The sequence below is a fragment of the Empedobacter sp. UBA1574 genome, from assembly GCF_002322895.1.
Lineage (GTDB): Bacteria > Bacteroidota > Bacteroidia > Flavobacteriales > Weeksellaceae > Empedobacter > Empedobacter falsenii_B.
The window spans coordinates 9,044-31,634 of record NZ_DCOI01000032.1; the positions used below are offsets into that span (position 1 = coordinate 9,044).

Annotated in this window: 21 protein-coding genes and 1 pseudogene; 14 read left to right on the plus strand and 8 right to left on the minus strand. The window is 31.2% G+C overall.

Annotation, left to right across the window (positions count from 1 at the left end):
- The 4 genes and pseudogenes from B3578_RS09595 to B3578_RS09610 all read left to right on the plus strand — a co-directional run.
- Positions 1-104: pseudogene (locus tag B3578_RS09595) on the plus strand (IS982 family transposase); the annotation flags it as partial.
- 338 nt (positions 105-442) lie between these two features.
- A complete protein-coding gene (locus B3578_RS09600) occupies positions 443-1,192 on the plus strand; it encodes a GLPGLI family protein (protein ID WP_291048182.1) in 750 nt (249 codons plus the stop codon).
- A 127-nt stretch (positions 1,193-1,319) separates the two neighbouring features.
- Complete coding sequence (locus tag B3578_RS09605; RefSeq protein WP_221854444.1) at positions 1,320-1,619, plus strand: DUF3861 domain-containing protein; 300 nt, start codon at positions 1,320-1,322, stop codon at positions 1,617-1,619.
- A 6-nt stretch (positions 1,620-1,625) separates the two neighbouring features.
- Positions 1,626-2,690, plus strand: a complete 1,065-nt coding sequence (locus tag B3578_RS09610; protein WP_221854445.1) for an NAD(P)H-dependent flavin oxidoreductase — start codon at positions 1,626-1,628, stop codon at positions 2,688-2,690.
- Here the strand turns inward: B3578_RS09610 and B3578_RS09615 are convergent, their stop codons facing one another.
- Positions 2,691-3,263: a TMEM175 family protein gene (locus B3578_RS09615; protein WP_115000259.1), complete on the minus strand. Its 573-nt coding sequence runs from the start codon at positions 3,261-3,263 to the stop codon at positions 2,691-2,693.
- A 140-nt stretch (positions 3,264-3,403) separates the two neighbouring features.
- Between B3578_RS09615 and B3578_RS09620 the strand changes: the two genes are divergently transcribed.
- Positions 3,404-3,955 (plus strand): DUF1697 domain-containing protein, encoded by a 552-nt coding sequence (locus B3578_RS09620; RefSeq protein WP_115000257.1) that lies wholly within the window; start codon positions 3,404-3,406, stop codon positions 3,953-3,955.
- Positions 3,956-4,020: 65 nt separating this feature from the next.
- Here B3578_RS09620 and B3578_RS09625 read toward each other — a convergent pair whose 3' ends face one another.
- Both B3578_RS09625 and B3578_RS09630 read right to left on the minus strand, forming a co-directional pair.
- Complete coding sequence (locus tag B3578_RS09625) at positions 4,021-4,581, minus strand: TlpA family protein disulfide reductase (protein WP_115000255.1); 561 nt, start codon at positions 4,579-4,581, stop codon at positions 4,021-4,023.
- Positions 4,582-4,651: 70 nt separating this feature from the next.
- Positions 4,652-5,245: a thioredoxin family protein gene (locus B3578_RS09630; protein WP_115000253.1), complete on the minus strand. Its 594-nt coding sequence runs from the start codon at positions 5,243-5,245 to the stop codon at positions 4,652-4,654.
- A 111-nt stretch (positions 5,246-5,356) separates the two neighbouring features.
- Between B3578_RS09630 and recG the strand changes: the two genes are divergently transcribed.
- The 4 genes from recG to B3578_RS09650 all read left to right on the plus strand — a co-directional run bounded on the left by recG (position 5,357) and on the right by B3578_RS09650 (position 10,149).
- On the plus strand, positions 5,357-7,462 hold the full coding sequence (gene recG, locus B3578_RS09635; protein ID WP_286494808.1) for an ATP-dependent DNA helicase RecG: 2,106 nt from the start codon (positions 5,357-5,359) through the stop codon (positions 7,460-7,462).
- A 178-nt stretch (positions 7,463-7,640) separates the two neighbouring features.
- Positions 7,641-7,805, plus strand: coding sequence for a hypothetical protein (locus tag B3578_RS09640; protein WP_291048195.1), 165 nt, complete (start codon positions 7,641-7,643; stop codon positions 7,803-7,805).
- 240 nt (positions 7,806-8,045) lie between these two features.
- Complete coding sequence (locus B3578_RS09645; protein ID WP_291048198.1) at positions 8,046-9,569, plus strand: catalase; 1,524 nt, start codon at positions 8,046-8,048, stop codon at positions 9,567-9,569.
- Between the two features lie 61 nt (positions 9,570-9,630).
- Entirely contained in the window at positions 9,631-10,149 is a 519-nt protein-coding gene (locus tag B3578_RS09650; protein ID WP_115000247.1) for an ankyrin repeat domain-containing protein, read from the plus strand.
- 57 nt (positions 10,150-10,206) lie between these two features.
- Here B3578_RS09650 and B3578_RS09655 read toward each other — a convergent pair whose 3' ends face one another.
- On the minus strand, positions 10,207-12,078 hold the full coding sequence (locus B3578_RS09655) for an Nramp family divalent metal transporter (protein WP_291048202.1): 1,872 nt from the start codon (positions 12,076-12,078) through the stop codon (positions 10,207-10,209).
- 97 nt (positions 12,079-12,175) lie between these two features.
- Positions 12,176-14,083, minus strand: a complete 1,908-nt coding sequence (locus tag B3578_RS09660; protein WP_115000246.1) for an AMP-binding protein — start codon at positions 14,081-14,083, stop codon at positions 12,176-12,178.
- A gap of 361 nt (positions 14,084-14,444) precedes the next feature.
- On the opposite strand from B3578_RS09660, the gene B3578_RS09665 reads away from it, so the two are divergent.
- From B3578_RS09665 to ctlX, 5 genes are all read left to right on the plus strand, one after another.
- Positions 14,445-16,679 carry a RelA/SpoT family protein gene (locus tag B3578_RS09665; RefSeq protein WP_291048205.1) on the plus strand — a complete coding sequence of 745 codons (2,235 nt, stop codon included), beginning with the start codon at positions 14,445-14,447 and terminating at the stop codon, positions 16,677-16,679.
- A 43-nt stretch (positions 16,680-16,722) separates the two neighbouring features.
- On the plus strand, positions 16,723-17,004 hold the full coding sequence (locus B3578_RS09670; protein WP_038335788.1) for a hypothetical protein: 282 nt from the start codon (positions 16,723-16,725) through the stop codon (positions 17,002-17,004).
- A gap of 466 nt (positions 17,005-17,470) precedes the next feature.
- Positions 17,471-18,448: an amidohydrolase family protein gene (locus B3578_RS09675; RefSeq protein WP_125349365.1), complete on the plus strand. Its 978-nt coding sequence runs from the start codon at positions 17,471-17,473 to the stop codon at positions 18,446-18,448.
- A 78-nt stretch (positions 18,449-18,526) separates the two neighbouring features.
- The gene (locus tag B3578_RS09680; protein ID WP_291048210.1) at positions 18,527-19,441 is read left to right on the plus strand and encodes a dimethylarginine dimethylaminohydrolase family protein; all 915 of its coding nucleotides are present in this window, start codon (positions 18,527-18,529) and stop codon (positions 19,439-19,441) included.
- Position 19,442: 1 nt separating this feature from the next.
- Positions 19,443-20,390 carry a citrulline utilization hydrolase CtlX gene (gene ctlX / locus B3578_RS09685; RefSeq protein ID WP_286494812.1) on the plus strand — a complete coding sequence of 316 codons (948 nt, stop codon included), beginning with the start codon at positions 19,443-19,445 and terminating at the stop codon, positions 20,388-20,390.
- 62 nt (positions 20,391-20,452) lie between these two features.
- On the opposite strand, the gene B3578_RS09690 is transcribed toward ctlX, so the two are convergent.
- The 3 genes from B3578_RS09690 to B3578_RS09700 all read right to left on the minus strand — a co-directional run bounded on the left by B3578_RS09690 (position 20,453) and on the right by B3578_RS09700 (position 22,591).
- Positions 20,453-21,286, minus strand: coding sequence for a sulfurtransferase (locus B3578_RS09690; RefSeq protein ID WP_291048214.1), 834 nt, complete (start codon positions 21,284-21,286; stop codon positions 20,453-20,455).
- A 69-nt stretch (positions 21,287-21,355) separates the two neighbouring features.
- Positions 21,356-21,793, minus strand: coding sequence for a copper resistance protein NlpE (locus tag B3578_RS09695; RefSeq protein ID WP_286494814.1), 438 nt, complete (start codon positions 21,791-21,793; stop codon positions 21,356-21,358).
- Between the two features lie 21 nt (positions 21,794-21,814).
- Positions 21,815-22,591: a hypothetical protein gene (locus tag B3578_RS09700; RefSeq protein WP_286494815.1), complete on the minus strand. Its 777-nt coding sequence runs from the start codon at positions 22,589-22,591 to the stop codon at positions 21,815-21,817.

Here is a 22,591-nt window from a genome sequence, read left to right on the forward strand (position 1 = left end):
AAACCAGAATTTTAGCTAAAACTACTGCACTTACTTTGGTTCAGTACATTAATAAAACATACTTTAATCGAAATATTAATAATCTAAAAACTCAAATTATTTAATATGCACAACGGGTAAGAATCATTCATTTTCAGAATAACTTCTGTCTTGGTAAATGGATATTTAATTCTTTTCAGAATTTTCTCTAAATCTTCTGTTGTATATTAGGAGTGGAGTCAAAACCTGTAATTCCTTTTTGTAATTTCATAAATTTTGGTCGTCAATATATTTTAAAAGTAATATTTATTCTTTCAATTTATTTGATTCTCAATTTTAGGAAATTGTTAAATTTTTAAATTATATTTTATGAATCTGATATGATTTATTGTGCCTTATTTAACAAATTCATTACCTTTGTTTCTTTACTTTTGAGAATAACAAAACCATAAATTATTATAACATGAAAAAACTTATATTTTCGGTATGTTTTACAACTATTTCGTCTATTATTTCTTTTGCACAAACTAAAAAGGAGAACATAAAAGTAATCTACAACACAGATTTTATTTTAGATTTCGATAAGATCAAAAGTAGTATCCCTGCTGCGTATCAAGCGAGTTTCAAAAGTGAAATAGATCGCGGAATTTCGGTGAAATTTGTATTGGAGAGTAATGGTAAAATGTCTTCTTTCAAACCTGAAATTAAAATTGATAATAATCAATCCAATGACAATTCTATTGTGCAGATGATTATTGCTGCAGAAGCAAATCCACAATATAAAGATTATGAAAAAAATGAATTTTATAATGTGAAAGATTTTGGCGTGAAAACCTTTTTGATTAAAGATAAAATCTTTGATTATCAATGGAAAATCACAAAAGAAAAAACAGAAATAGCAGGTTATAACGCGACAAAAGCAGTTGGAATAGATGAGGAAGGAAGAGAGGTGATAGCGTGGTATACAACAAGTTTACCTTATAGAGATGGTCCTTATCGTTATGCAAATTTACCAGGATTGATTGTGAAAGCAGAAATGTCAGAAGATGAGTTCAAGGCTATTTTTACAATGAAAGAAATCGAAGTTTTAGATAAAGATATTGTGATTACTTTGCCAACAAAGGGAAAAGTTGTGACAGACAAAGAATTTATGGCGGAAATGAAAGCAATGAATGAACGTCATAAGCAAGTAAATCAAGGAGTTGATAAATAACAAAAGAGAGTTGCAGAAATGTGACTCTTTTTTTGAATAAATATTATTGATTTAATCAATCAATTAAACGAATAATCATTTTAATTTTTGATAATTCTAATCTGTTACTTTTGGAAAAATTAGATATATGACAAAGAAAGGAAATCACTACAAATTAACGTTAGAACAGACCGAATTATTAGACAAAGATGCACCATTACAGGCTCCAATCGTTTTAGATTTTATGAATCATGATGAGATTTTTAAGATTATTGAAATGATAAAATCTAAAAATCCGTTCGAAAATGAAAATCAATCAGTAGAATTTGCAATAGGTTTAAAGTTGTTTTTGGAAGTGGTTATGAAGAATAAAAACAATCCAATTTTTGAGGATTTACTTCCTGCGATAAAAGTTTTTATGCCTAAATTGAAAGAAAATTTAAAGTAAAAAAAGATGATTTGGCAAAATGAACTAACAGCATTATTTGGCGTAAAATATCCGATTATTCAAGCGCCAATGTTTGGAGTAACGACATCAGAAATGGTTGCTGCAGCAAGTAATTGTAACTGTTTAGGTTCTTTGCCAATTGCTGATTTGGATGCAGAAAATTCATTGAAGCGAATTTATCAAACCAAAAAATTAACGAATAAACCTTTTGCTATCAATATTTTTGCGAACGATATTCCTGAAATCACACCAGAATTAAAGCAAAAGTATAATGCAACAAAAAATAAGTTAATTGAGCTTGCGCGTCTACAAAACTTTGATATCGTTTTTCCTGAGATTGAAGCTGTAAAACCAAATGGTTATAAGGAACAAATAGAAGTAATTTTACAAGAAAAGTGCAAAATCTTGAGTTTCACTTTTGGCAATTTTGACGATAATTCTATTAATCGTCTTAAAGAACATCATGTGACATTAATAGGGACTTGTACAACGCTGGAAGAAGCGATACAATTGGAAAAATCGAATATTGATGTGATTTGTGTACAAGGAATTGAAGCAGGTGGGCATCGTGGAACATTTAATCCAGATATTTTGCCTCAAATTGGTGGCTTTTCATTGTTTTCGCAAGTAAAGGATGTTGTAAAAAAGCCGTTGATTTTTGCTGGTGGAATTTATGATACGAAAACACTTTTGGCTGCTAAACAATTGGGTGCAGATGCTTTTCAGATTGGTAGTTTGTTTTTGTGTTCCAATGAAAGTGCTTTAAAATCCTTCGAAAAAGAACGATTAAAAAATGTAAGGGAAAGTGAAATTATCTTGACGAAAAGTTTTTCTGGAAGATATGCACGAGGAATTGAGAATGAATTTATTCATTTATTTGAAAACTCTGAGTTTGTTTTACCTTATCCTTATCAAAATAAATTAACAAATCCGTTGAGAAATGCTTCTAAATTGAACGAAAATACAGCGTTTACTAATTTATGGTTAGGACAATCTTTTAAAAATTTTGAAGAAGATTCTACATCTAATCTTCTTCAAAAATTAATTGATTCTGTGGAAAATTATCAATAATTATCGCATCGATTTTTCAATTCTTCTATCTGGAATTAGCCATAGTAAAGCAATTAAAGCATAAATGACAATACCAATTTCTGGTTTTACAAATGAAATTCCGATTCCAGCCAAATAACCAATACTCGAAGAAATTTCTTTAAAACTTCTACTCACAGATTTCCCAATTATTGATTCTTTTCCTTCTTGTTTTACAGCGATTTTTTCAATAATCATAAATGCTACACTGCTCATAAATAAGACAAATCCATAAAAAGCAACTGGAAAAGTTGAGTCGTAATTTTCGCCCATCCAACCTGTGGAAACTGGTAATAAAGACAACCAAAAAAGCAAGTGCAAATTACTCCATAAAATTCCGCCATTTACTTTCTCAATCGCCTGAAAAAGATGATGATGATTGTTCCAATAAATTCCAACATAAATAAAACTGAACAAATAATTCAGAAATTTTGGGATATAAGGTTTCAAACTCATTATATCATCTCCAAGCGGAACTTTCAGATCCAAAACCATAATGGTAATAATAATTGCAAGAACGCCATCGCTAAAAGCTTCTAATCTGTTTGTAGTCATAGGTTTTATTAGTTTTTTTATTATTCAGAATGATGCTAATTTATCAAAATTATCGTAACAATTAGGGATTTGTTTTAAAATTTCTATTATATTTATTTTCATAATTTTAAACAAAGTTTCTCGTAAATAGAGATAGTTTTATGAATACTTTTATTGCAATTCTGAGAGGTATAAATGTGAGTGGTAAAAAAATCATCAAAATGGATGTTTTAACCAAACTTTTAGAGGAACTTAGACTGGAAAATGTTACCACTTACGTGCAAAGTGGAAATGCAGTTTTTTCGACAAATTTGACTGATATCAAAGAAATTGGAGATTTAATTCACGATAAAATTGTAGAAAGTTTATCTTTTGAAGTTCCAATTTTGATTTTAACCATCGAAAAATTAAAAAACATCATCGAAAATAATCCATTCTTAAAGGATTTTAGCATCGATAAAGAGTTTTTGCATTATACATTTTTAGCCAATAAACCTGAGGAAATAAATACTGAAAAAGTTGAAAATTCGAAAACTGAAGATGAACAATATTTTATTGCTGATGATGTCGTTTATTTGTATTGTCCTTCTGGTTACGGAAAAACAAAATTGACCAATAATTTTTTCGAAAATCTATTTAATGTAAGTGCTACTACACGTAATCAAAATACAACAACTGCTTTATTGCAATTAGCATTGATGAGAGAAAATTAAATTACAGATATAAAAAAAACCGTTATTAATCATTTAATAACGGTTTTTTATCTTTTTGAATGAAATTATTCAGCGATTAATTTATCTAATAAATCATTAATTTCTTTATCGTTCCAATCTCTCGTTTTTGTTTCTTTCAACACAACTTCACCTTTTTTATTTAAGATATAAGTTGTTGGAAAAACCTTTGGTAACATATTATTCGAAATTGGACTATTTGGCTCATAAACTGGCATTGTATAATTATTTTTTTGCAAAAAAGGATTAAAAACTGTCGGTTTATCCTGAATAGCAATCAATACAAATTTTACTTTTTGTCCTTTTGCTTCATACAATTTCTGAATTGTTGGCATTTCTGCAACACAAGGAGGACACCAGCTTCCCCAAAAATTTAGGAAAACAACTTCACCACTTTTCTTGAAATCAATCAAGTTTGTATTCGCAGCGCCGTTATGACCAATTAAATCAATATCATAATCACTTTCTGTTAATTCTATATCAGAACCAGCAACGTGGCTATTATCTTCCATTTTACTTTTAAAAAATGTACCAATTGGCGTAAACATAATAGCGACTAAAGCGACAACTACAACGATGGCAAAAATAATTTGCTTATTTCCTTTCATTTTTCTTTTTCAATAAAATCTTACACAAAGATGCGAACAAATATCAAGTTGAACAAATAGAAAAAAATGATTAATTACCGATGTTTTCGTCAATCAAATCTAAAATTTCATTTACAATATCTTCACCTTTATTATTGTTGTAATATTTTTGTAAATCTTCGTGAAAATCATCTGCTGAATACGTATCAGGATTACTTTTGAAACGCGCCAACATTTCCATTCCAGCTTGTGGACGAGGACCAAAACGGAAAGCTTCTTCATTTTCATCATTCACTCCAATAATAATCGGAATAGAAGCTGCACCATTTGTTTTGTATTTTTCCATCAACTCCATGTTTTCATCACGTAAAACATAATGCGTCGAAACTTGAAGTGCATTTGCCAATTTCTCCACAACAGGTAAAATTTGAGATGCATCTCCACACCAACCTTCTGTAATTACTAATAATTTTAAATTATTTGTAGTTGATTTAACGCGTATTTCTTGAGCAGGATTTAAACTGAATGTTTTAAAAATTCTGTTCATGCGTTGCAATCCCAAAGCATAATATTGTACATATTCTTTCGGATCATCGTTTTCGATTTCGTTTTCCAAATCATCTTCAACGCGTGTGATATAATCTTCGTATGATAAACCTTTGTTGATGTATTCTGTTAAATTCATTTGATTCTAATTTGTTACAAATATAAAGCAATTCTACGAGCTTATTTTGTAACAATGATGACATTGTTTATCGTTAAAATTTGGTAAATTGCGACTTTCGAAAGTAGAAAAATGTATCAAAATCCATTAAAAAAAACAATAGAATATTTAAAAGGTGCTGGACCTGAGCGTGCTAAAACACTGCAAAGTGAATTCAGAATTTTTAGATACGAAGATTTGATACAGCATTTTCCTTTTCGTTATGTTGATAAATCGAAATTCTATAAAATTTCAGAAATTTCATCAACAGCAGCCGAAATACAATTGAAAGGTAAAATTGTTAGTTTAGAAGAAATTAACCAAGGAAAAGTAAAACGTTTAGTTGGGAAATTTCAAGATGGAACTGGAACTTTAGAATTAGTTTGGTTTAAAGTTTCTTCTTGGCAAAAGGAGAAATTAAGAAATGATCTTTTCAAAGAAGTTGTGATTTACGGAAAACCAAATGTGTTCAATAATAATTTTAGTATTACACATCCTGAAATTGAATTAGTTGAAGACGCTAAAAATATTCCGCTTGGATTATTTCCTGTTTATCCGAGTACTGAAAAGTTGACGAAAAAAGGAATTACGAATCGTGTTCTTCAAAAAATGATGATGAATCTTTTTGCTGAAAATATTGATATTCCTGAGAATTTACCTTTAAATGTTCTCGATCATTATAAATTAGTTGGAAGAAATGACGCGTTGAAAGCAATTCATTTTCCGAAAGATGTAACAGAATTAAATGCAGCAATTCGTCGTCTGAAATTTGAAGAATTTTTCTTTCTAAATCTTGCAAATCTCTCTCAAAAAGCAGTCAATAAACAAAAGAATAGAAGTAATCCTTTCCCAGAAATTGGTCATTATTTCAATACATTTTACAATGAATATTTACCTTTTGAATTGACAAATGCACAGAAAAGAGTGATGAAAGAAATTCGCTTTGATCTTCGTCAACCTGCGCAAATGAATCGTTTGTTGCAAGGTGATGTTGGTTCTGGAAAAACGATGGTTGCATTATTAACGATGTTGATTGCTGTCGACAATGGTTTTCAAGCAGCTTTAATTGCACCAACAGAAATTCTTGCGCAACAACATTACGAAAGTATTACAGAATTATTGAATGGTTTGGATGTTTCGGTTGAGTTATTAACGGGTTCGGTGACAAAGAAAAAGCGTCAACCAATTTTAGAAAATCTTGAAAATGGAAAACTTAAAATCATTATCGGGACGCATGCTTTGTTGGAAGATAATGTGATTTTTCAGAATTTAGGATTAGCGATTATTGATGAACAGCATCGTTTTGGAGTCGCTCAACGTGCTAAATTTTGGAGAAAAGCTAAACTTCCACCACATATTTTAGTGATGACAGCCACGCCAATTCCACGTACACTTTCGATGACAATGTATGGCGATTTGGATGTTTCGGTGATTGATGAATTGCCAAAAGGACGAAAACCTATCAAAACACTTCATAAAACAGATGCGCATCGTTTAAGCGTTTTCAAATTTATGAAAGATGAGATTGCGAAAGGTCGTCAAATTTATGTGGTTTATCCACTGATTGAAGAATCAGCAAAGTTAGAATTGAAAGATTTGATGGATGGTTACGAGAGTATTTCTCGTGCTTTTCCGTTGTCAGAATATGCGATAAGTATTGTGCATGGTCGTCAAAAACCTGCGGATAAAGAATTTGAAATGAATCGTTTCAAAAATAATGAAACTCAAATTTTGGTAGCGACAACTGTGATAGAAGTAGGTGTTAATGTCCCAAATGCGTCGGTGATGATTATTGAAAATTCTGAACGTTTTGGACTTTCTCAATTACATCAACTTCGTGGCCGTGTAGGTCGTGGAGCGGAACAATCGTATTGTATTTTGATGACGGGAGGGAAATTGAATGAAGTATCGAAACGTAGAATTCAGACAATGTGTGAAACCAATGATGGTTTTCAGGTAGCGGAAGTAGACTTGGAATTGCGTGGTCCTGGTGATATGATGGGAACGCAACAAAGTGGAGTTCTCAATCTTAAAATTGCTGATTTAGCGAAAGATAAAGAGGTTTTGTATGCTGCAAGAAAATGTGTAGAAGCTATTCTTTCACAAGATCCAACACTTTCTTCTTCGATTTATGAGCCAACAAAAAAATATTTTATTGAAAATCATAAAGATAAAGTTGGCTGGAGTCAAATTTCTTAAAATTTAACATGAAGGAAACCATTTGTATATTTTTTGGTATAATTTATGTTTATTAAAAAACAAATACAAAATACTGAATTTTATTAGAAACTTTTAATTTTATCAGTTGTGTTAAATGAAATTAACATTAAAAATTATTTTTAACACAATATTAGCGTCAACCAAAAAATTATAGATTATGATGTACACAAATTTAGAAATTATCAGAACTCCACAAGGAGTAGAGGTTGAAGGAAATTCACTATGGATGTTCAATCAGCATTTGAATTTAATGGTATTAATAGCTAATGAATCGATAAAAATTAAACCTTCTATGTCTTTTCAACGATTTAGAAAAAATTAAATAATATCTCTCAAAACCGCTAAATAAGCGGTTTTTTTTATTTCTAAAATTCTTAATCATTTTTATATATTCATTTATTGCGAAATAATATATCAGCTTTTTCTTCCTTGTTAAGGATTGGGTTATAATTATTATAAAAAATAATTCTATCTAATAGATTTTTATAGATTTAATTTATAATTATAGTCGATTTAGTTTTGCTCTGTCTTAAAATGATAAATAAAGAATAAAACTATAATTATGATCAAAAGAATTTTAGTATTAAGTTTAGCATTCCTTTGTACGATTGGATTTGCCCAACAATTAACAACAAACACAGGCGCTCCAGTTGGAGATAATCAAAATTCTAAAACAATCGGAAATAACGGACAAGTTTTGTTGGAGGACATTCATTTAATTGAAAAATTAGCAGCATTTGATCGCGAACGTATTCCAGAACGTGTTGTTCATGCGCGTGGAGCTGGAGCTTTCGGAGAATTTGTAGCTGATAAAGATTTTTCTGATGTGACAATGGCTGATTTCTTGTCAACAGCTGGTAAAAAAACACCATTATTTGTACGTTTTTCAACTGTAACGCATCAACAAGGTTCGCCAGAAACTTATCGTGATCCACGTGGATTTGCTGTTAAATTTTACACAGAACTAGGAAATTACGATTTAGTTGGAAACAATTTACCTGTTTTCTTTATTCGAGATGCGATCAAATTCCCAGATATGGTGCATGCTTTCAGGCCATCTCCTGTAACAAATGGCGCATCTGATCCAAATCGTGTATTTGATTTTTTCTCTAATTTACCAGAGTCTACGCATATGTTAACGTGGTTGTTTTCAGATTATGGAATTCCTGCAAATTTTCGTCAAATGGAAGGAAATGGTGTACATGCTTACAAATGGGTAAATGCAAAAGGTGAAGTAACTTATGTGAAATACAAATGGGTTCCTCAACAAGAAACGAAAAATTTAACACAAGAAGAAGCGAATAAAATTCAATCGACTGAAATAGAACATGCAACATTAGATTTACGTAATGAAATCGACAAAGGAAACTTTCCGAAATGGGATTTATATGTTCAATTATTGAAACAAGAAGATTTTGATAAATTAGATTTCAATCCTGTTGATGTAACGAAAATTTGGCCAGAATCTGTTGTAAAGTTAGTTAAAGTTGGAACAATGACATTGAATGAGAATCCAACGAATTATTTTCAACAAGTTGAGCAAGCAGCATTTGCTCCAGCTACGTTGGTTCCAGGAATTGAAGCTTCTGAAGATAAATTGTTACAAGGTCGTTTGTTTTCCTATTCTGATACACAACGTCATCGTTTAACGGGTAATTTCCAACAAATTCCTGTTAATGCACCAAAAAATAGTGTAAAAACATATAATCAAGACGGTTATATGTCGATCCGTGAGCAAAAAGGTGATGTAAATTATCAACCTTCAACTAATCTTCCTGAGGTTGTAGATAATGCAAAATTCAAGTATTCAAAATCTGTTTTTCCTGCAGGAGCTATAACAACTCAGCATGTCATTGATAAAGAAAATAACTTTGTACAAGCTGGAGATTTGTACAAATCATTCTCTAAAAAAGATCAAGATAACTTAATCAAAAATTTATCTGGAGCTTTAAATTCGGTTAAAAATAAAGTAATTGTTCATAAAATGATTGCACATTTTTACCAAGCAAATACAGAATATGGAACACGTTTGATGAAGGCTACAAATACTTCTATGAGCGATGTAAAGCAATATTTACCAAAATAATTTCTATTGGATTGGAGTCGATTGAGTTTGGCTCCATGACTTTCATAAAATCAATATTATCATGAAAAAGTATATATTTTTAGCCTTATTTCTATTCAGTTTTTCTTCAATTTATGCACAAGATTTGTTTAGTGCGGCGAGAGAAAATAATGTGAAGCAAATAGAAGAATTAATTTCGAATGGAAAACATGTAAATGAAGCAAATCAACGTGGATTTACACCTTTAATTTTAGCGATTTATAATAACAGTTCAGACGCTGCGAAAGTATTATTATCAAAAGGAGCAAATCCTAATGCGCAAGATTTATCTGGAAACAATGCGTTGATGGGAGCCGTCTTTAGAGGATTTCCTGAAATGGTAAATTTACTAATTGCGAATAAGGCTGATGTTAATCAAGTGAATTTTAATGGAGCTTCTGCTTTGATTTTTGCTGTAACATTTGGTCAAAATGAAATTGCCAAAAAACTAATCGAAGCTGGTGCAGATTTAAACATTAAAGATAATAATGGTAAAACTGCTTTAGATCATGCTATTTTACAAGAAAATAAAGAAATGATTGAATTATTATCGATCAAATAATTTTTATATTTTAATCTAATCAAAAAGCCATTCAGAAAAATTCTGAATGGCTTTTTATTATTTTGCAATAAAGACCGGAATATTAACGCGATGCCTTAATTTATTAATCGTTTCTCCAAAAATAAAATCCATAAAACCTCGGTGTCCGTGCGAACCAACAATCAACAAATCTGCTTGATTTCGTTTACAAATTTCAGCAATTGAATTGATTCGATTATTGTAACCTAATTCGATTTTAGTTTCATTAAACAAAGGTCGAATGATCTCTGCATATTGTTCTAAACGTTTCAAATCTGACAGAGATTCTTCATCATTCGTACGCTCTCCCGTGTATTTTGCAGAAGCACTTTCGACAATATGAACCAAAATAATGGTAGATTCTGTAGTAGCTAATTGTGTCGCATAATTAATCACTTTTCTATCCGTTTTCGAAAAATCTAACGCAACAACAATCTTTTTGAAATGTTGATTCGAAATTTCTTCTAACGTAAACTTCTCAAATGGTTCATGAATTTCCTTTTGATGTTCTTCATTTTTCTTCAACATAATTGGAATAAAAAATGTCAGCAATAATAAAACTAAAAGTCCTATTTCTAACGCTATAAGAAAAATATTTAAAGTGTAAGATTCACTATTTGCCATCCATTTATTAACTTCTTCATACACCAATTGCGCATTCAGAAATGAAATAATAAAAGCGATTGTCCATGCAAAAAATTTGGTTGTTGTATTGATTGCAAAATTCCCCATTTTCGCTTTATCACTCACAAAATGAATCAACGGAATTACCGCAAAAGCCAATTGCATACTTAGGATAACTTGACTGAAAATTAGTAAAGAACCGACTTCTTTTTCTCCAAAAATAAGAATGACTACAACTGCTGGAACTACGGCTAATAATCGTGTCAAAATTCTTCTCAAAACAGGATTAATACGTAGATGTAAATATCCTTCCATCACAATTTGTCCAGCTAAAGTTCCTGTAACTGTAGAGCTTTGTCCAGCTAAAATTAAAGCAACTGCTAATAATTTTGGAGCCAAATCTGTTCCTAAAGTTGTCCCCAATAATCTATAAGCATCGCTCAGTTCTGCAACATCGTGATAGCCGTTTTTATGGAATACGGATGAAGCTAAAATTAAGATTGCAGCATTGACAAAGAAGGCTAAATTCAGAGCAATTGCGCTATCCCAAAAGTTATATTTGAGGGCTTTTTTGATTGAAAAATCATCGCGTTTTATTTGCCGCGTTTGGACGAGTGCAGAATGTAAATAAAGATTATGCGGCATTACAGTTGCGCCGATAATACCAATGCTGATATACAATGCAGCGCTATTTGGAATAGATGGAATAAATCCTTTTGCAACTTCTCCAAAATCTGGTTTTGCTAAAAACATTTCGGTTAAAAAACATAAACCAATCATCGTGATTAAACCAACAATGAAAAGTTCCATTTTTCGCATGCCTAATTTTTGAAGATAAAGTAGGAGAAAAGTGTCTAAGAAACTGATTAAAACACCATAGATCAAATCTATTCCAAAAAGTAAATTTAGACCAATTGCCATTCCCAAAATTTCTGCTAAATCACAAGCTGCAATAGCTATTTCGGCTAAAATATACAAGATGAGATTCATTCCTTTCGGATAAGTTTCTCGGTTACATTGCGCCAAATCTTTTCGTCGAACAATTCCCAAACGTGTACATAAACTTTGTAATAACAAAGCCATTATGTTACTCATCAATAAAACCCAAATCAAAGTATAACCAAATTGGCTGCCGCCTGCTAAATCGGTTGCCCAGTTTCCCGGATCCATGTAACCAACGCTTATTAAGTAGGCAGGTCCAAAAAAACTTAGGATTTTTCTAAACTTTCCTTTTTTGATTTGAACACTTTCGTGCACATCTTCTAATGATTTGGATTGATTTGGCATTGAATGATATTTCTAATTCAAATTTATGTAAAAATGAATAAAAAAAGCAGTAATAGTAGGAATTACTGCTTTTGAAATAGTGAATGAATAAAATGGATTATATTGACGAAATCGCAAAGGCTAGACCTACGTTTCTTCTTGAAAATTCGTGAATTAATTCATCTAAAACTGTAGCATCATCAATTGTAGATGGAATTGTGAATGGTGTTCCGTCTGCAATTTGAGATAAAGTTTTGCGTAATATTTTTCCGCTTCGTGTTTTTGGTAGTCTGTTAACTATTATAGATGTTTTGAAACAGGCAATTCCGCCAATTTCTTTGCGTAATAAAGCAATCAAATCTTTTTCGATTTCTTCTTCCGATTTTGATGCGTTTTCTTTTGTAACAATCAAACCTATTGGAATTTGACCTTTCAATTCATCTTTAATTCCCACAACCGCACATTCTGTAATATCAGGATGAGAAGAAACCAATTCTTCCATTGTTGCAGTACTTAACCTATGACCAGCGACATTAATAATATCATCAGTTCGACCTGTAATAAATACAAAACCATTTTCATCTCTAAAACCTCCGTCACCAGTTAAATAATGATTCGGAAATTGTTGAAAATAACCTTTTATAAATCGGTGTTCATTTCGCCATAAACTTGTCATACAACCAGGAGGAAGTGGAAGCTGAATCACGATAGAACCTTCCTCTCGTATATCATTTTCTTGTCCTTCTTCATTTACAATTTTTATATTATACCCAAAAACAGGTAATCCAGCTGCGCCAGGTTCAGGCATTATATTTTCGATTCCAACACAAATTCCTAACATTGGCCAGCCGCTTTCTGTCTGCCACCAATGATCAATAACGGGTAATTTTGAAATTTCTTTTAACCAATAATAAGTAGATGTATCACAACGTTCTCCTGCTAAGAATAAACGTTTCAGACTTGACGTATCGTATTTTTGGAATAATTTTCCTTCTGGATCTTCTTTTCGAATTGCTCGAATTGCTGTTGGAGCTGTGAAAACATTTTTGATTTTATGTTCTTCAACCATTCTCCAAAAAGCTCCAGCGTCAGGAGTTTTGATTGGTTTTCCTTCATAAATAACCGTTGTAACACCATAAATTAACGGCGCATAAACGATATAGGAATGTCCAACAACCCAACCAATATCACTTGCAGTAAGAATTGTATCACCTGGTTCTAAATCATAAAAATAGTTCATTGTCGAATTTAGTGCAGTTGCATAACCTCCTGTATCGCGTACGACACCTTTTGGCGTAGAAGTTGTTCCAGAAGTATACAAAATATATAATGGATGTGTACTTGGAACTTCGATAGGTTCTATAGGTTGATGTTGATACATTTCATCATAGGTATGAACGTTTTCTGCTGATAAATCATCGGTGTGATTTGGACGTTCAAAAATGACAATGTTTTTTGGTTTGTAAAGTGTTAATTCAATTGCTTCATCAATCAATGGTTTATAGTTGATTTGACGATTAATTTCTACTCCATAAGACGCAGAAATAATAACATCAGGTTGAGCATCATCAATACGAATAGCTAATTCTGGCGCTGCAAAACCTCCAAAAACAACAGAATGTATTACACCAATTCTCGCACAAGCAAGCATCGCAACAATTGCTTCTGGAATCATAGGCATATAAATAATTGCTGTATCACCTTTTGATAATCCTAAGGATGTAAGACCTCCTGCAAAACGACTTACTTTTTCTAAAAGCTGATTGTACGTAATTTTTTGAACAACTTCTGTAACAGGAGAATCGTAAATTAAAGCAAATTGTTCTCCGCGTCCAGCTTTTATATTTTCCTCCAAAGCCAAACGGCTCATATTTATTTTTCCGTCAACAAACCACGAATAATATCCGTTTTCATTTTGTTTTAAGATTTGTTCAGGGTAAGTTGACCATGCTAATTTCTGCGCTTCTTCTTTCCAAAAAAGTTCAGGTTCTTCAATACTTTTTGAGTATAAAGTTTTGTAATCCATTTATGTGTGTGCTGTGTTTTATTTGTTTTGTTAAGTTAGAAAAATGTTTAGAATTAATAATAAAGTTTAAAATGTTTGTTTTAGGACAGTTAATTATTTATCAACTATACAATAAAAAGTAGTATATAATTGTAAATTGATAAAATCAGATTATATTAATCAACTTTTATTATTAAATTAATAGTGTAAAAAGTACGTTATAAATTAGATTGATTAAAAATAAAGACTTAAAAAACGTGATAAAATCAGTTGAATATTATAGTCAATAAAAAATAAAATATTGTATATTTAATCCTTCGAAGAAAGCAGATAAATAAAGGGAATTAAAGCTTTTTTCTAAATCAACAAAAACATAAGAAAGATGGATACGCCTCATGTTATTACAGACGAACAATTAGAGAGAGAGAACATTGAGATAACGAGACGTTATAAAGAGATGCTTCAAAATACATATGTCACTTTATCAGATGAAGATAAAAAGCTGATTCGTAAAGCTTTTGATTTGGCTGTTGATGCGCATAAAGATCAGCGTAGAAAAACAGGCGAGCCATATATCTATCATCCGATTGCTGTTGCCAAAATTGTTGCTGACGAAATTGGGCTTGGTGCTACATCAATTTCTGCGGCTTTAATGCATGATGTAGTAGAAGATACTGAATATACGTTAGAAGATATTGAGAAACTTTTTGGAAAAAAGATTGCAAAAATTATAGATGGATTAACAAAAATTGCTGTCTTAAATAAACAAGATGTTTCGATACAATCTGAAAATTATAAAAAATTATTACTGACTTTATCTGAAGATGTGCGTGTGATTTTGATCAAAATTGCCGATCGTTTACACAATATGCGTACGTTAGAAAGTATGCGAGAGGATAAACAGTTAAAAATAGCATCCGAAACTATTTTTATATATGCGCCTTTGGCTCACAGAATGGGATTGTATAACATCAAATCTGAACTAGAAGATTTGAGTTTGAAATACACTAAACCAGATGCATATTTTAATATTGAACATAAATTAACAGAAACTGAAGCCGAAAGAAAAAAATACATTGATGATTTCTGTAAGACTATTTCAGAAAAACTTGAAGCCGAAGGTTTAGAATTTGAGATCAAAGGTCGTTCAAAATCAATCAATTCAATTTATCGAAAAATGATTAATCAAGGAATTCCTTTCGAGGAAGTTTTTGATTTGTTTGCGATTCGTGTAATTTATCGTTCAGATAAAAAGAATGAAAAATTCTTAGCTTGGAAAATTTATTCGTTGGTGACGGATTTATTTATTCCAAATCCAAAACGTATGCGCGACTGGATTTCTCAACCCAAAACTACTGGTTATGAATCGCTTCACGTAACGGTTATGGGACCACAAGCGCGTTGGGTAGAAGTACAAATTCGTTCCGAAAGAATGGACGAAGTTGCCGAAATGGGTATCGCAGCACATTATAAATACAAAGAAAATATATCGGACGACGAAACGAAAGTTGATGAATGGATTCATCAAGTTCGTGAAATGTTGGAGCAAGAAGATACTAAGGATGCGATTGAGTTTATGGATAATTTCAAGTTCAATTTGTACTCCAAAGAGATTTATGTTTTTACGCCAAAAGGAGACTTGCATTCGTTACCAAAAGGAGCGAGTTCGTTGGATTTTGCTTACTCTATTCACACCAATGTTGGTGACCATTGTTTGGGTGCAAAAGTGAATGGAAAATTGTATCCGCTGTCGCATCAATTGCAAAGTGGTGATCAAGTAGAAATCATTACATCAACACAACAAAAACCAAAATTAGAGTGGTTAGAATATGTTGTAACGAGTAAAGCGAGAAGTAAAATTAAAGCTTCTTTAAACTCAGATAAACGTAAAGTTGCAGAAGATGGAAAAGAAATTATTCAACGTAAATTAAGACATTTAAAGGTTGATTTTAGTGAAAATACGATTAATCAGTTACAGCAATACTTTAAGTTAAGTTCGAGTCAAGATGTATTTTATAATGTTGCAATGGGAATTATTGACAACAATGATTTACGTAAATTTGCAGAACGAAATACTGGTTTCACAGGATTGATTAACCGTTTCAGAAAATCAACATTCAATACAACTAAAAAAGATAATATTTCTATCGACAAAACGAAATTAGATAGTCTTGTTTTTGGGAATGATGAAGAGCGTTTAGATTATGAATTAGCGAGTTGTTGTAATCCAATTCCGGGTGACAAAGTATATGGTTTTATCACAGTTTCAAAAGGAATAAAAGTACATAAGGTAGATTGTCCAAACTCAGTTTCGTTACAAGCAAATTATGCGTACAGAATTATAAAAGCGAAATGGATTGATTCTTCTCAACAAGAATTTAAAGCGTTGATTGAGTTACAAGGTTTGGATCGAGCTGGAATGGTGAGTGATATTACGTTAGTTATTTCAAAAAATAACTCGTTGAACATGCATAGTATTAATTTATCTGAGGATGCAGGTATTTTTGATGGAAAGATTACAGTTTCAGTTAAAAATAAAGCCGAATTAGAAAAAATCATGATGGAAATGAAAAATATTGAAGGAATTCAATCTGTAAAACGAACATACAAAAATTAGTTTTTATAAAATATTTAATTAACTTTATATAAATTAACGATTTATGAAAAAAATATTATTAGCTTTTGCATTTCTTCCAATGTTGAGTTTTGCACAAGAAAATTCAAATGAAAAAGTTTTAAATAGAATTGTACCAAGTTCTATATCTATTTCTGAATATGAAAATAGTAGACCTGCAATTTTTATTGATGGAGAGAGAGTTGATAAAAGTATTTTTACGAAAATGAGTCCAGATGAAATTAAATATATTACAGTAATCAAAACAGATAAAAAATATCCAAACGGAAAAATTGATATTGTTTCCAAAAAAGAGAAAGAATCATAACATAAAAGTTTGAGAAATTATGGAACAAATATTAATGATATGAAAAAATTACTATTAGCTTTTTTATTTCTTCCATTGTTGAGTTTTGCACAATCTAAAACTTTGAATGATACAATTCCTGGAATTAAAAATTCTAAATTAATCATTTCTTAACCAAAAAAAGATTTAAAAATAGGTTATTCAATTGACGGAAAAGATGTTGATTATGCAAGTTTTATTGCAGTAAATATGGATTTAGTAGATGATTTAAAATTTACAAAGCCTAATTCAAAATATCCAGATGGTAAAATAGAACTTTTTCTTAAAAAAAATAAACAAACAAAAAAGTCCAACTATTGTTGGATTTTTTTTGCTTGCTCATGTTACTAACAAAGGCACAAAGTTACAGAAATCTTTTTGATAATATCGCTTCATTTCTATTGAATAATCTTGTTAATTTTACATCCCGAAAACAAACAAACTCACGATGAACAAACAGAACTATAATCCAATTGAAGAAGTACTTGAAAAAATCAACGAAAAAGGAGGTTGGGTTAATACGCATTCACACTTAGATAGAGCTTATTCATTGACTTCGGACACTTTCGCATTATCAAATTCTTACTTAAAAGAAAAATGGCATTTAGTTGATGATATGAAACGTAATTCATCTGTTGATGATATTTATTTCCGAATGGAAAAAGCGATTAATTTCATGTTAGAGCAAGGTTGTCAAGCAATTGGTTCTTTTATTGATGCGGATGAAGTGATTGAAGATCGTAGTATACAAGCTGCTCAACGCTTAAAAGATAATTACGGAAAAGACATCGAAATGCGTTTTGCAAATCAAGTACTGAAAGGAGTTATCGATCCAAAAGCGCGCGAATGGTTTGATATGTCTTCTGATTTTGTGGATATTATCGGAGGTTTACCTGCAAAAGATTTCGGTCGAGAAGATGAGCATTTAGATATTTTATTATCAACTGCAAAAGCAAAAAATAAATTGGTTCACGTTCATGTTGATCAATTTAACACAGACGAAGAAAAAGAAACGGAACAATTAGCTTTGAAAACGATTGAACACGGAATGCAAGGAAAAGTTTCTGCGGTTCACTCAATTTCTGTAGCGGCTCATCCAAGAAAATATCGTTACGAATTATATGATTTAATTAAAAAAGCAGATATGCACATTGTTTCTTGTCCAACTGCTTGGATAGATCACAATCGTACAGAGCGTTTGGCGCCTTCGCACAACTCGGTAACGCCAGTTGATGAAATGATTCCAAGAGGAATTAACGTTGCCTTCGGAACAGATAATATTAATGATATTTATAAACCTTTTTCTGATGGTCATTTACTTACAGAATTGAGAGTAATGCTAGAGTCTTGTCACTTTTATGATGTGGAACAACTTTCAAATATTGCAACAGTAAATGGTTTGAAAGCTTTAGGAATTCAAAAATAAAATGTATATTTATACAAAATTAAATCTCGCTATTGCGGGATTTTTTTTGGAACATAAAATTAAAAACTACAATAAATTATGCGATTAAATGTACAGAATGAAACGGCTCAACTGCAAACTGTAGTCTTGGGTCGAGCAGAATCTAACGGAGCTAATCCAACACTTGATCAGACGTTCGATGCCAAATCTTATGAAACCGTAAAGAATAATGATTATCCAAAAGAAGAAGATTTGATTGCGGAAATGTCAGAATTTGAACAAGTTTTGAAGAAATATAATGTTGAAGTTTTACGTCCAACATTGATCGAAGATTGCAATCAAGTTTTCTCTCGAGATGTCGGTTTTGTTATTGATGATGAATTCTTTATCTCGAATATTATTCCAGATCGTTTAGAAGAATTGCAAGCGTATCGCGAAATAAAACGTCAATTCAAAGGAAATAAAATCAATGCATTACCAGAAGAAGTTTATGTAGAAGGTGGCGATGTGATTTTGTATAACGATTATATTTTTGTTGGAACGTACAAACAAGCAGATTTCAAAAATTATAAAACAGGACGTACAAATGTTGAGTTTGTAAAGTATATCAAAGCTAAATTTCCGAATAAAAAAGTATTGGATTTTGAATTGAAAAAGAATGATGAAAATCCATATGAAGGAATTTTACATTTAGATTGCACTTTCAATCCTGTTGGGAAAGACAAAGCAATTATTTACAAAGATGGCTTTTTATTTGAGAATGAATATCAGCAAATTGTCGATATTTTTGGAAAAGAAAATTTATTCGAAGTAACAAAAGAAGAAATGTATTGGATGAATCCAAATGTGTTTTCAATTTCTCCTGAAGTTGTTGTTTCTGAGAAAAATTTTATACGTTTAAATGATCATTTAGAAAATGTATGGAACATAAAAGTGGAACGAATTAATTACCGCGAAGTTTCTAAAATGGGAGGTTTACTAAGATGTTCTACAATGCCATTAATCAGAAAATAACATGAAACAAAAACAATATACGTCAACTATTTTGATGGTTGAGCCAACAGCTTTTTATTACAATCCAGAAACGGCTGTTAACAATTATTTCCAAACAGAAACAACAGATTCTCAAGAAGATATTCAGAAAGAAGCGTTAGAAGAATTTCAAGGAATGGTTTCTGCTTTGCGTTCAAAAGGTGTAAATGTTATCACGATCAAAGATACTGCTTCACCGCATACGCCAGATTCAATCTTCCCAAACAATTGGATTTCTTTTCATGATAACGGAAATGTTGTGTTATATCCTATGTTTGCAAAAAATAGGAGACAAGAGCGTCGTGAAGAAGATGTATTGAGTTTGTTGGAAGAAAAAGGTTTTCATATTGATGATGTGATTGATTTTACATCGGCAGAAGAAGACGAAATTTTCCTGGAAGGAACAGGAAGTATTATTCTTGATCGCGAGCATGAATTGGCTTATGCATGTATTTCTCAACGAACTGATGAAGATTTATTGATTGAATTTTGTGAGGAATTAGAATATACGCCAGTTATTTTTCATGCGAATCAAACTGTAAATGGAGAACGCAAACCAATTTATCATACAAATGTAATGATGTGTATTGCAGATAAGTATGCGATTATTTGTTTGGATTCTATCGATGATAAAAAAGAAAAGAAAACAGTTTGTGAGTATTTATTAGAAGCTGGAAAAGAAATAATTGCAATTACAGAAGCACAAGTGCATCAATTTGCTGGCAATATGTTGCAAGTTGGAGGTTTAGGACAATCATATTTGGTGATGTCACAAACGGCTTATAATTCGCTTAATCAAGAACAAATTTCTAAAATTGAGGCTTATAATCCAATATTACCTGTTAAGATAGATTTGATTGAAAAATTAGGAGGAGGAAGCGCTCGCTGTATGATGGCGGAAGTTTTCTTACCAAAAAATAAAAACATTTAGCTTAAAATTTACAAATCCGAGTTTTTTACTCGGATTTGTAAATCATGCAAAATAGTTTTAAACTATCTTTCAATCGGTAAATTTTCGTCAGCGCCCCATTCAGACCAAGAACCATCATAAACTTTTACCTTATCAAAACCTGCAATTGTCGAAGCCAAGGCTAGGATGGAAGCTGTAACACCAGAACCGCACGAAAAAATATTTTCTTTGGATGAATCTGTCAATTTTTCGAAAATTGCTTTCAGTTTTTCTTTTGATTTATATGATGTATCAGCCAAAACATTTTCAAAAAATAAATTCTTAGAAGCTGGAATATGTCCGCTTCGTAAACCTTGTCTTGGCTCAGGAGAAGTCCCCTTGAAACGCCCTTCTGATCGAGCATCTATAATCATTTTTGAATCATCATTTATTGCATTTAACATAACTTGTGTATCAGCAAACCAATTCGATTGAAAGTCAGCAATAAAGTCACCTTTTATAGTAGGTAGAAAATAAGTAGAAGTTGTGACAAAATTATTATCCATCCAAACAGGTAATCCGCCATCTAAAACATATATTTCATTGTGTCCCATTACTTTGAACATCCACCAAACTCTCGGACTCGAATAAACTCCCCAACGATCATAACAAACGATGATAGAATCTTGATTAATGCCCAAATTTTGAGCTTCTTTTGTAAAAGTTTCTTCATCAACAAATGTATGAGGAAATTGCGAAGAATGATCAGAAAATTTTCCTTCCAAATCAAAGAAAAGAGAATTCGGAATTAATTTTAATTCTTGATCTTTTATTGATTGTCCAACTTTATCAATCGTACAATCTAAAATAATTAAATTTTTAAGATGTAGATTATCATGTAATTCTTGTGTTGATATGATTGGTGAATTGAAAGTCATTTCTGTTTTATTTTTTATAAAAGTAAAAAAACGCAACCATTTTTGGTTACGTTTTCTTATCTATCTTATTTATTTTTTCTTTAACTGATAATTTTGTGCTAAAGCTCCAGTAATTTCATTTCCTTCTAAATCTAATTGGAATAAAATATTCTCTCCAACCTTATAACGTTTATATTCATCGTCTTTTGTTTTTAATGAAATTGAATTACCATCATCAGTCCACGTAATATTACCTTGATTTTCAACCTTTAGGTTTTTGTCGATATATTCCTCTGTTAAGGTATATGTATTATCTTGATTTAAAGTTAATTCTGTTTTAATTCCTTCACAATCAGCACAAGGGATCACGCCCTCATAAGTTCCGTCCCAATCTAAAGCAGATTGAGAAGTGGAGTCATCGATTTTTTGTGATGATTTATTTTCAGTGGCAGGAGTACTTTCAGTCTTTTTTTCGCAAGCTGTGAATAATATGCTTGTAAAAGCACATAATACAAATAATTTTTTCATAATATATTTATTTTAAGGTTATTATTTTAAGTTAAAGCCAATTTTTATCATTGGTCCAAACATATCCATATCATAAACAAAGTTGGAATTGTTACTTCCTTTCTCGTAGTCCATACTTATGATTTGATAGCCCGCCATTGCGTAAAATAAATCAGAGAATTGATAACCAGCCAATCCTTCTAATTGCCATGCTAATTTTGAGCCGATTCCAAATCCTCCAATTTCTCCAGAAACATTATACAAAAACTTTTTGTTTGGTAAACTTCTTGTTCTTGCAACTAACATTGGATCTACCCAAGTTTTAGAAATACTACGATCTAAATGCATTGGTTTTAAAGAAACTGGATTGATTAGATTTACATCAAATCCAGATTTAATATTTACAAGGTTCATACTAATACCAGCTTCTAGCCAAGGTGTAATTTTTCTCAATAAACCTGCTTCAAAAGAGAATTGTTTTGCTGTTAATTTACCATCCAAAACTAAAGGGTCTTTTTTAACATTTGCAGCTAAAGAAGCATAAATAATATCAGATGTAATCACCCAATCTTTGTTTTCGGCTTCAAAAATTAACATTCCAGCAAATTTCAAATGCTCAAAAAAGTCTGAAGGGGATTGACTTACATGTACATTCGGAAGTCGAGAAACACTCGCTTTTCCTTTCATATGAGGCAACATCATATTTGGCTCTACTTTGAAATGCCAAGAATCATCTGGCTGAATTGAGTCTTGAGCAAAAGTTTGCGTACTTGATGCTAATAGAATTAAAAATGTGCTTTTTTGAAAAAAGTTAAACAT

Coding starts and splice junctions, on each gene's coding strand:
- B3578_RS09600 (WP_291048182.1), top strand. CDS start 443: ATGAAAAAACTTATATTTTCGGTATGTTTTACAACTATTTCGTCTATT.
- B3578_RS09660 (WP_115000246.1), bottom strand. CDS start 14,083: ATGGATTACAAAACTTTATACTCAAAAAGTATTGAAGAACCTGAACTT.
- B3578_RS09605 (WP_221854444.1), top strand. CDS start 1,320: ATGACAAAGAAAGGAAATCACTACAAATTAACGTTAGAACAGACCGAA.
- B3578_RS09675 (WP_125349365.1), top strand. CDS start 17,471: ATGAACAAACAGAACTATAATCCAATTGAAGAAGTACTTGAAAAAATC.
- B3578_RS09670 (WP_038335788.1), top strand. CDS start 16,723: ATGAAAAAAATATTATTAGCTTTTGCATTTCTTCCAATGTTGAGTTTT.
- B3578_RS09625 (WP_115000255.1), bottom strand. CDS start 4,581: ATGAAAGGAAATAAGCAAATTATTTTTGCCATCGTTGTAGTTGTCGCT.
- B3578_RS09610 (WP_221854445.1), top strand. CDS start 1,626: ATGATTTGGCAAAATGAACTAACAGCATTATTTGGCGTAAAATATCCG.
- B3578_RS09695 (WP_286494814.1), bottom strand. CDS start 21,793: ATGAAAAAATTATTTGTATTATGTGCTTTTACAAGCATATTATTCACA.
- B3578_RS09680 (WP_291048210.1), top strand. CDS start 18,527: ATGCGATTAAATGTACAGAATGAAACGGCTCAACTGCAAACTGTAGTC.
- B3578_RS09630 (WP_115000253.1), bottom strand. CDS start 5,245: ATGAATTTAACAGAATACATCAACAAAGGTTTATCATACGAAGATTAT.
- B3578_RS09640 (WP_291048195.1), top strand. CDS start 7,641: ATGATGTACACAAATTTAGAAATTATCAGAACTCCACAAGGAGTAGAG.
- recG (WP_286494808.1), top strand. CDS start 5,357: ATGTATCAAAATCCATTAAAAAAAACAATAGAATATTTAAAAGGTGCT.
- B3578_RS09650 (WP_115000247.1), top strand. CDS start 9,631: ATGAAAAAGTATATATTTTTAGCCTTATTTCTATTCAGTTTTTCTTCA.
- B3578_RS09620 (WP_115000257.1), top strand. CDS start 3,404: ATGAATACTTTTATTGCAATTCTGAGAGGTATAAATGTGAGTGGTAAA.
- B3578_RS09700 (WP_286494815.1), bottom strand. CDS start 22,591: ATGTTTAACTTTTTTCAAAAAAGCACATTTTTAATTCTATTAGCATCA.
- B3578_RS09655 (WP_291048202.1), bottom strand. CDS start 12,078: ATGCCAAATCAATCCAAATCATTAGAAGATGTGCACGAAAGTGTTCAA.
- B3578_RS09645 (WP_291048198.1), top strand. CDS start 8,046: ATGATCAAAAGAATTTTAGTATTAAGTTTAGCATTCCTTTGTACGATT.
- B3578_RS09615 (WP_115000259.1), bottom strand. CDS start 3,263: ATGACTACAAACAGATTAGAAGCTTTTAGCGATGGCGTTCTTGCAATT.
- B3578_RS09665 (WP_291048205.1), top strand. CDS start 14,445: ATGGATACGCCTCATGTTATTACAGACGAACAATTAGAGAGAGAGAAC.
- ctlX (WP_286494812.1), top strand. CDS start 19,443: ATGAAACAAAAACAATATACGTCAACTATTTTGATGGTTGAGCCAACA.
- B3578_RS09690 (WP_291048214.1), bottom strand. CDS start 21,286: ATGACTTTCAATTCACCAATCATATCAACACAAGAATTACATGATAAT.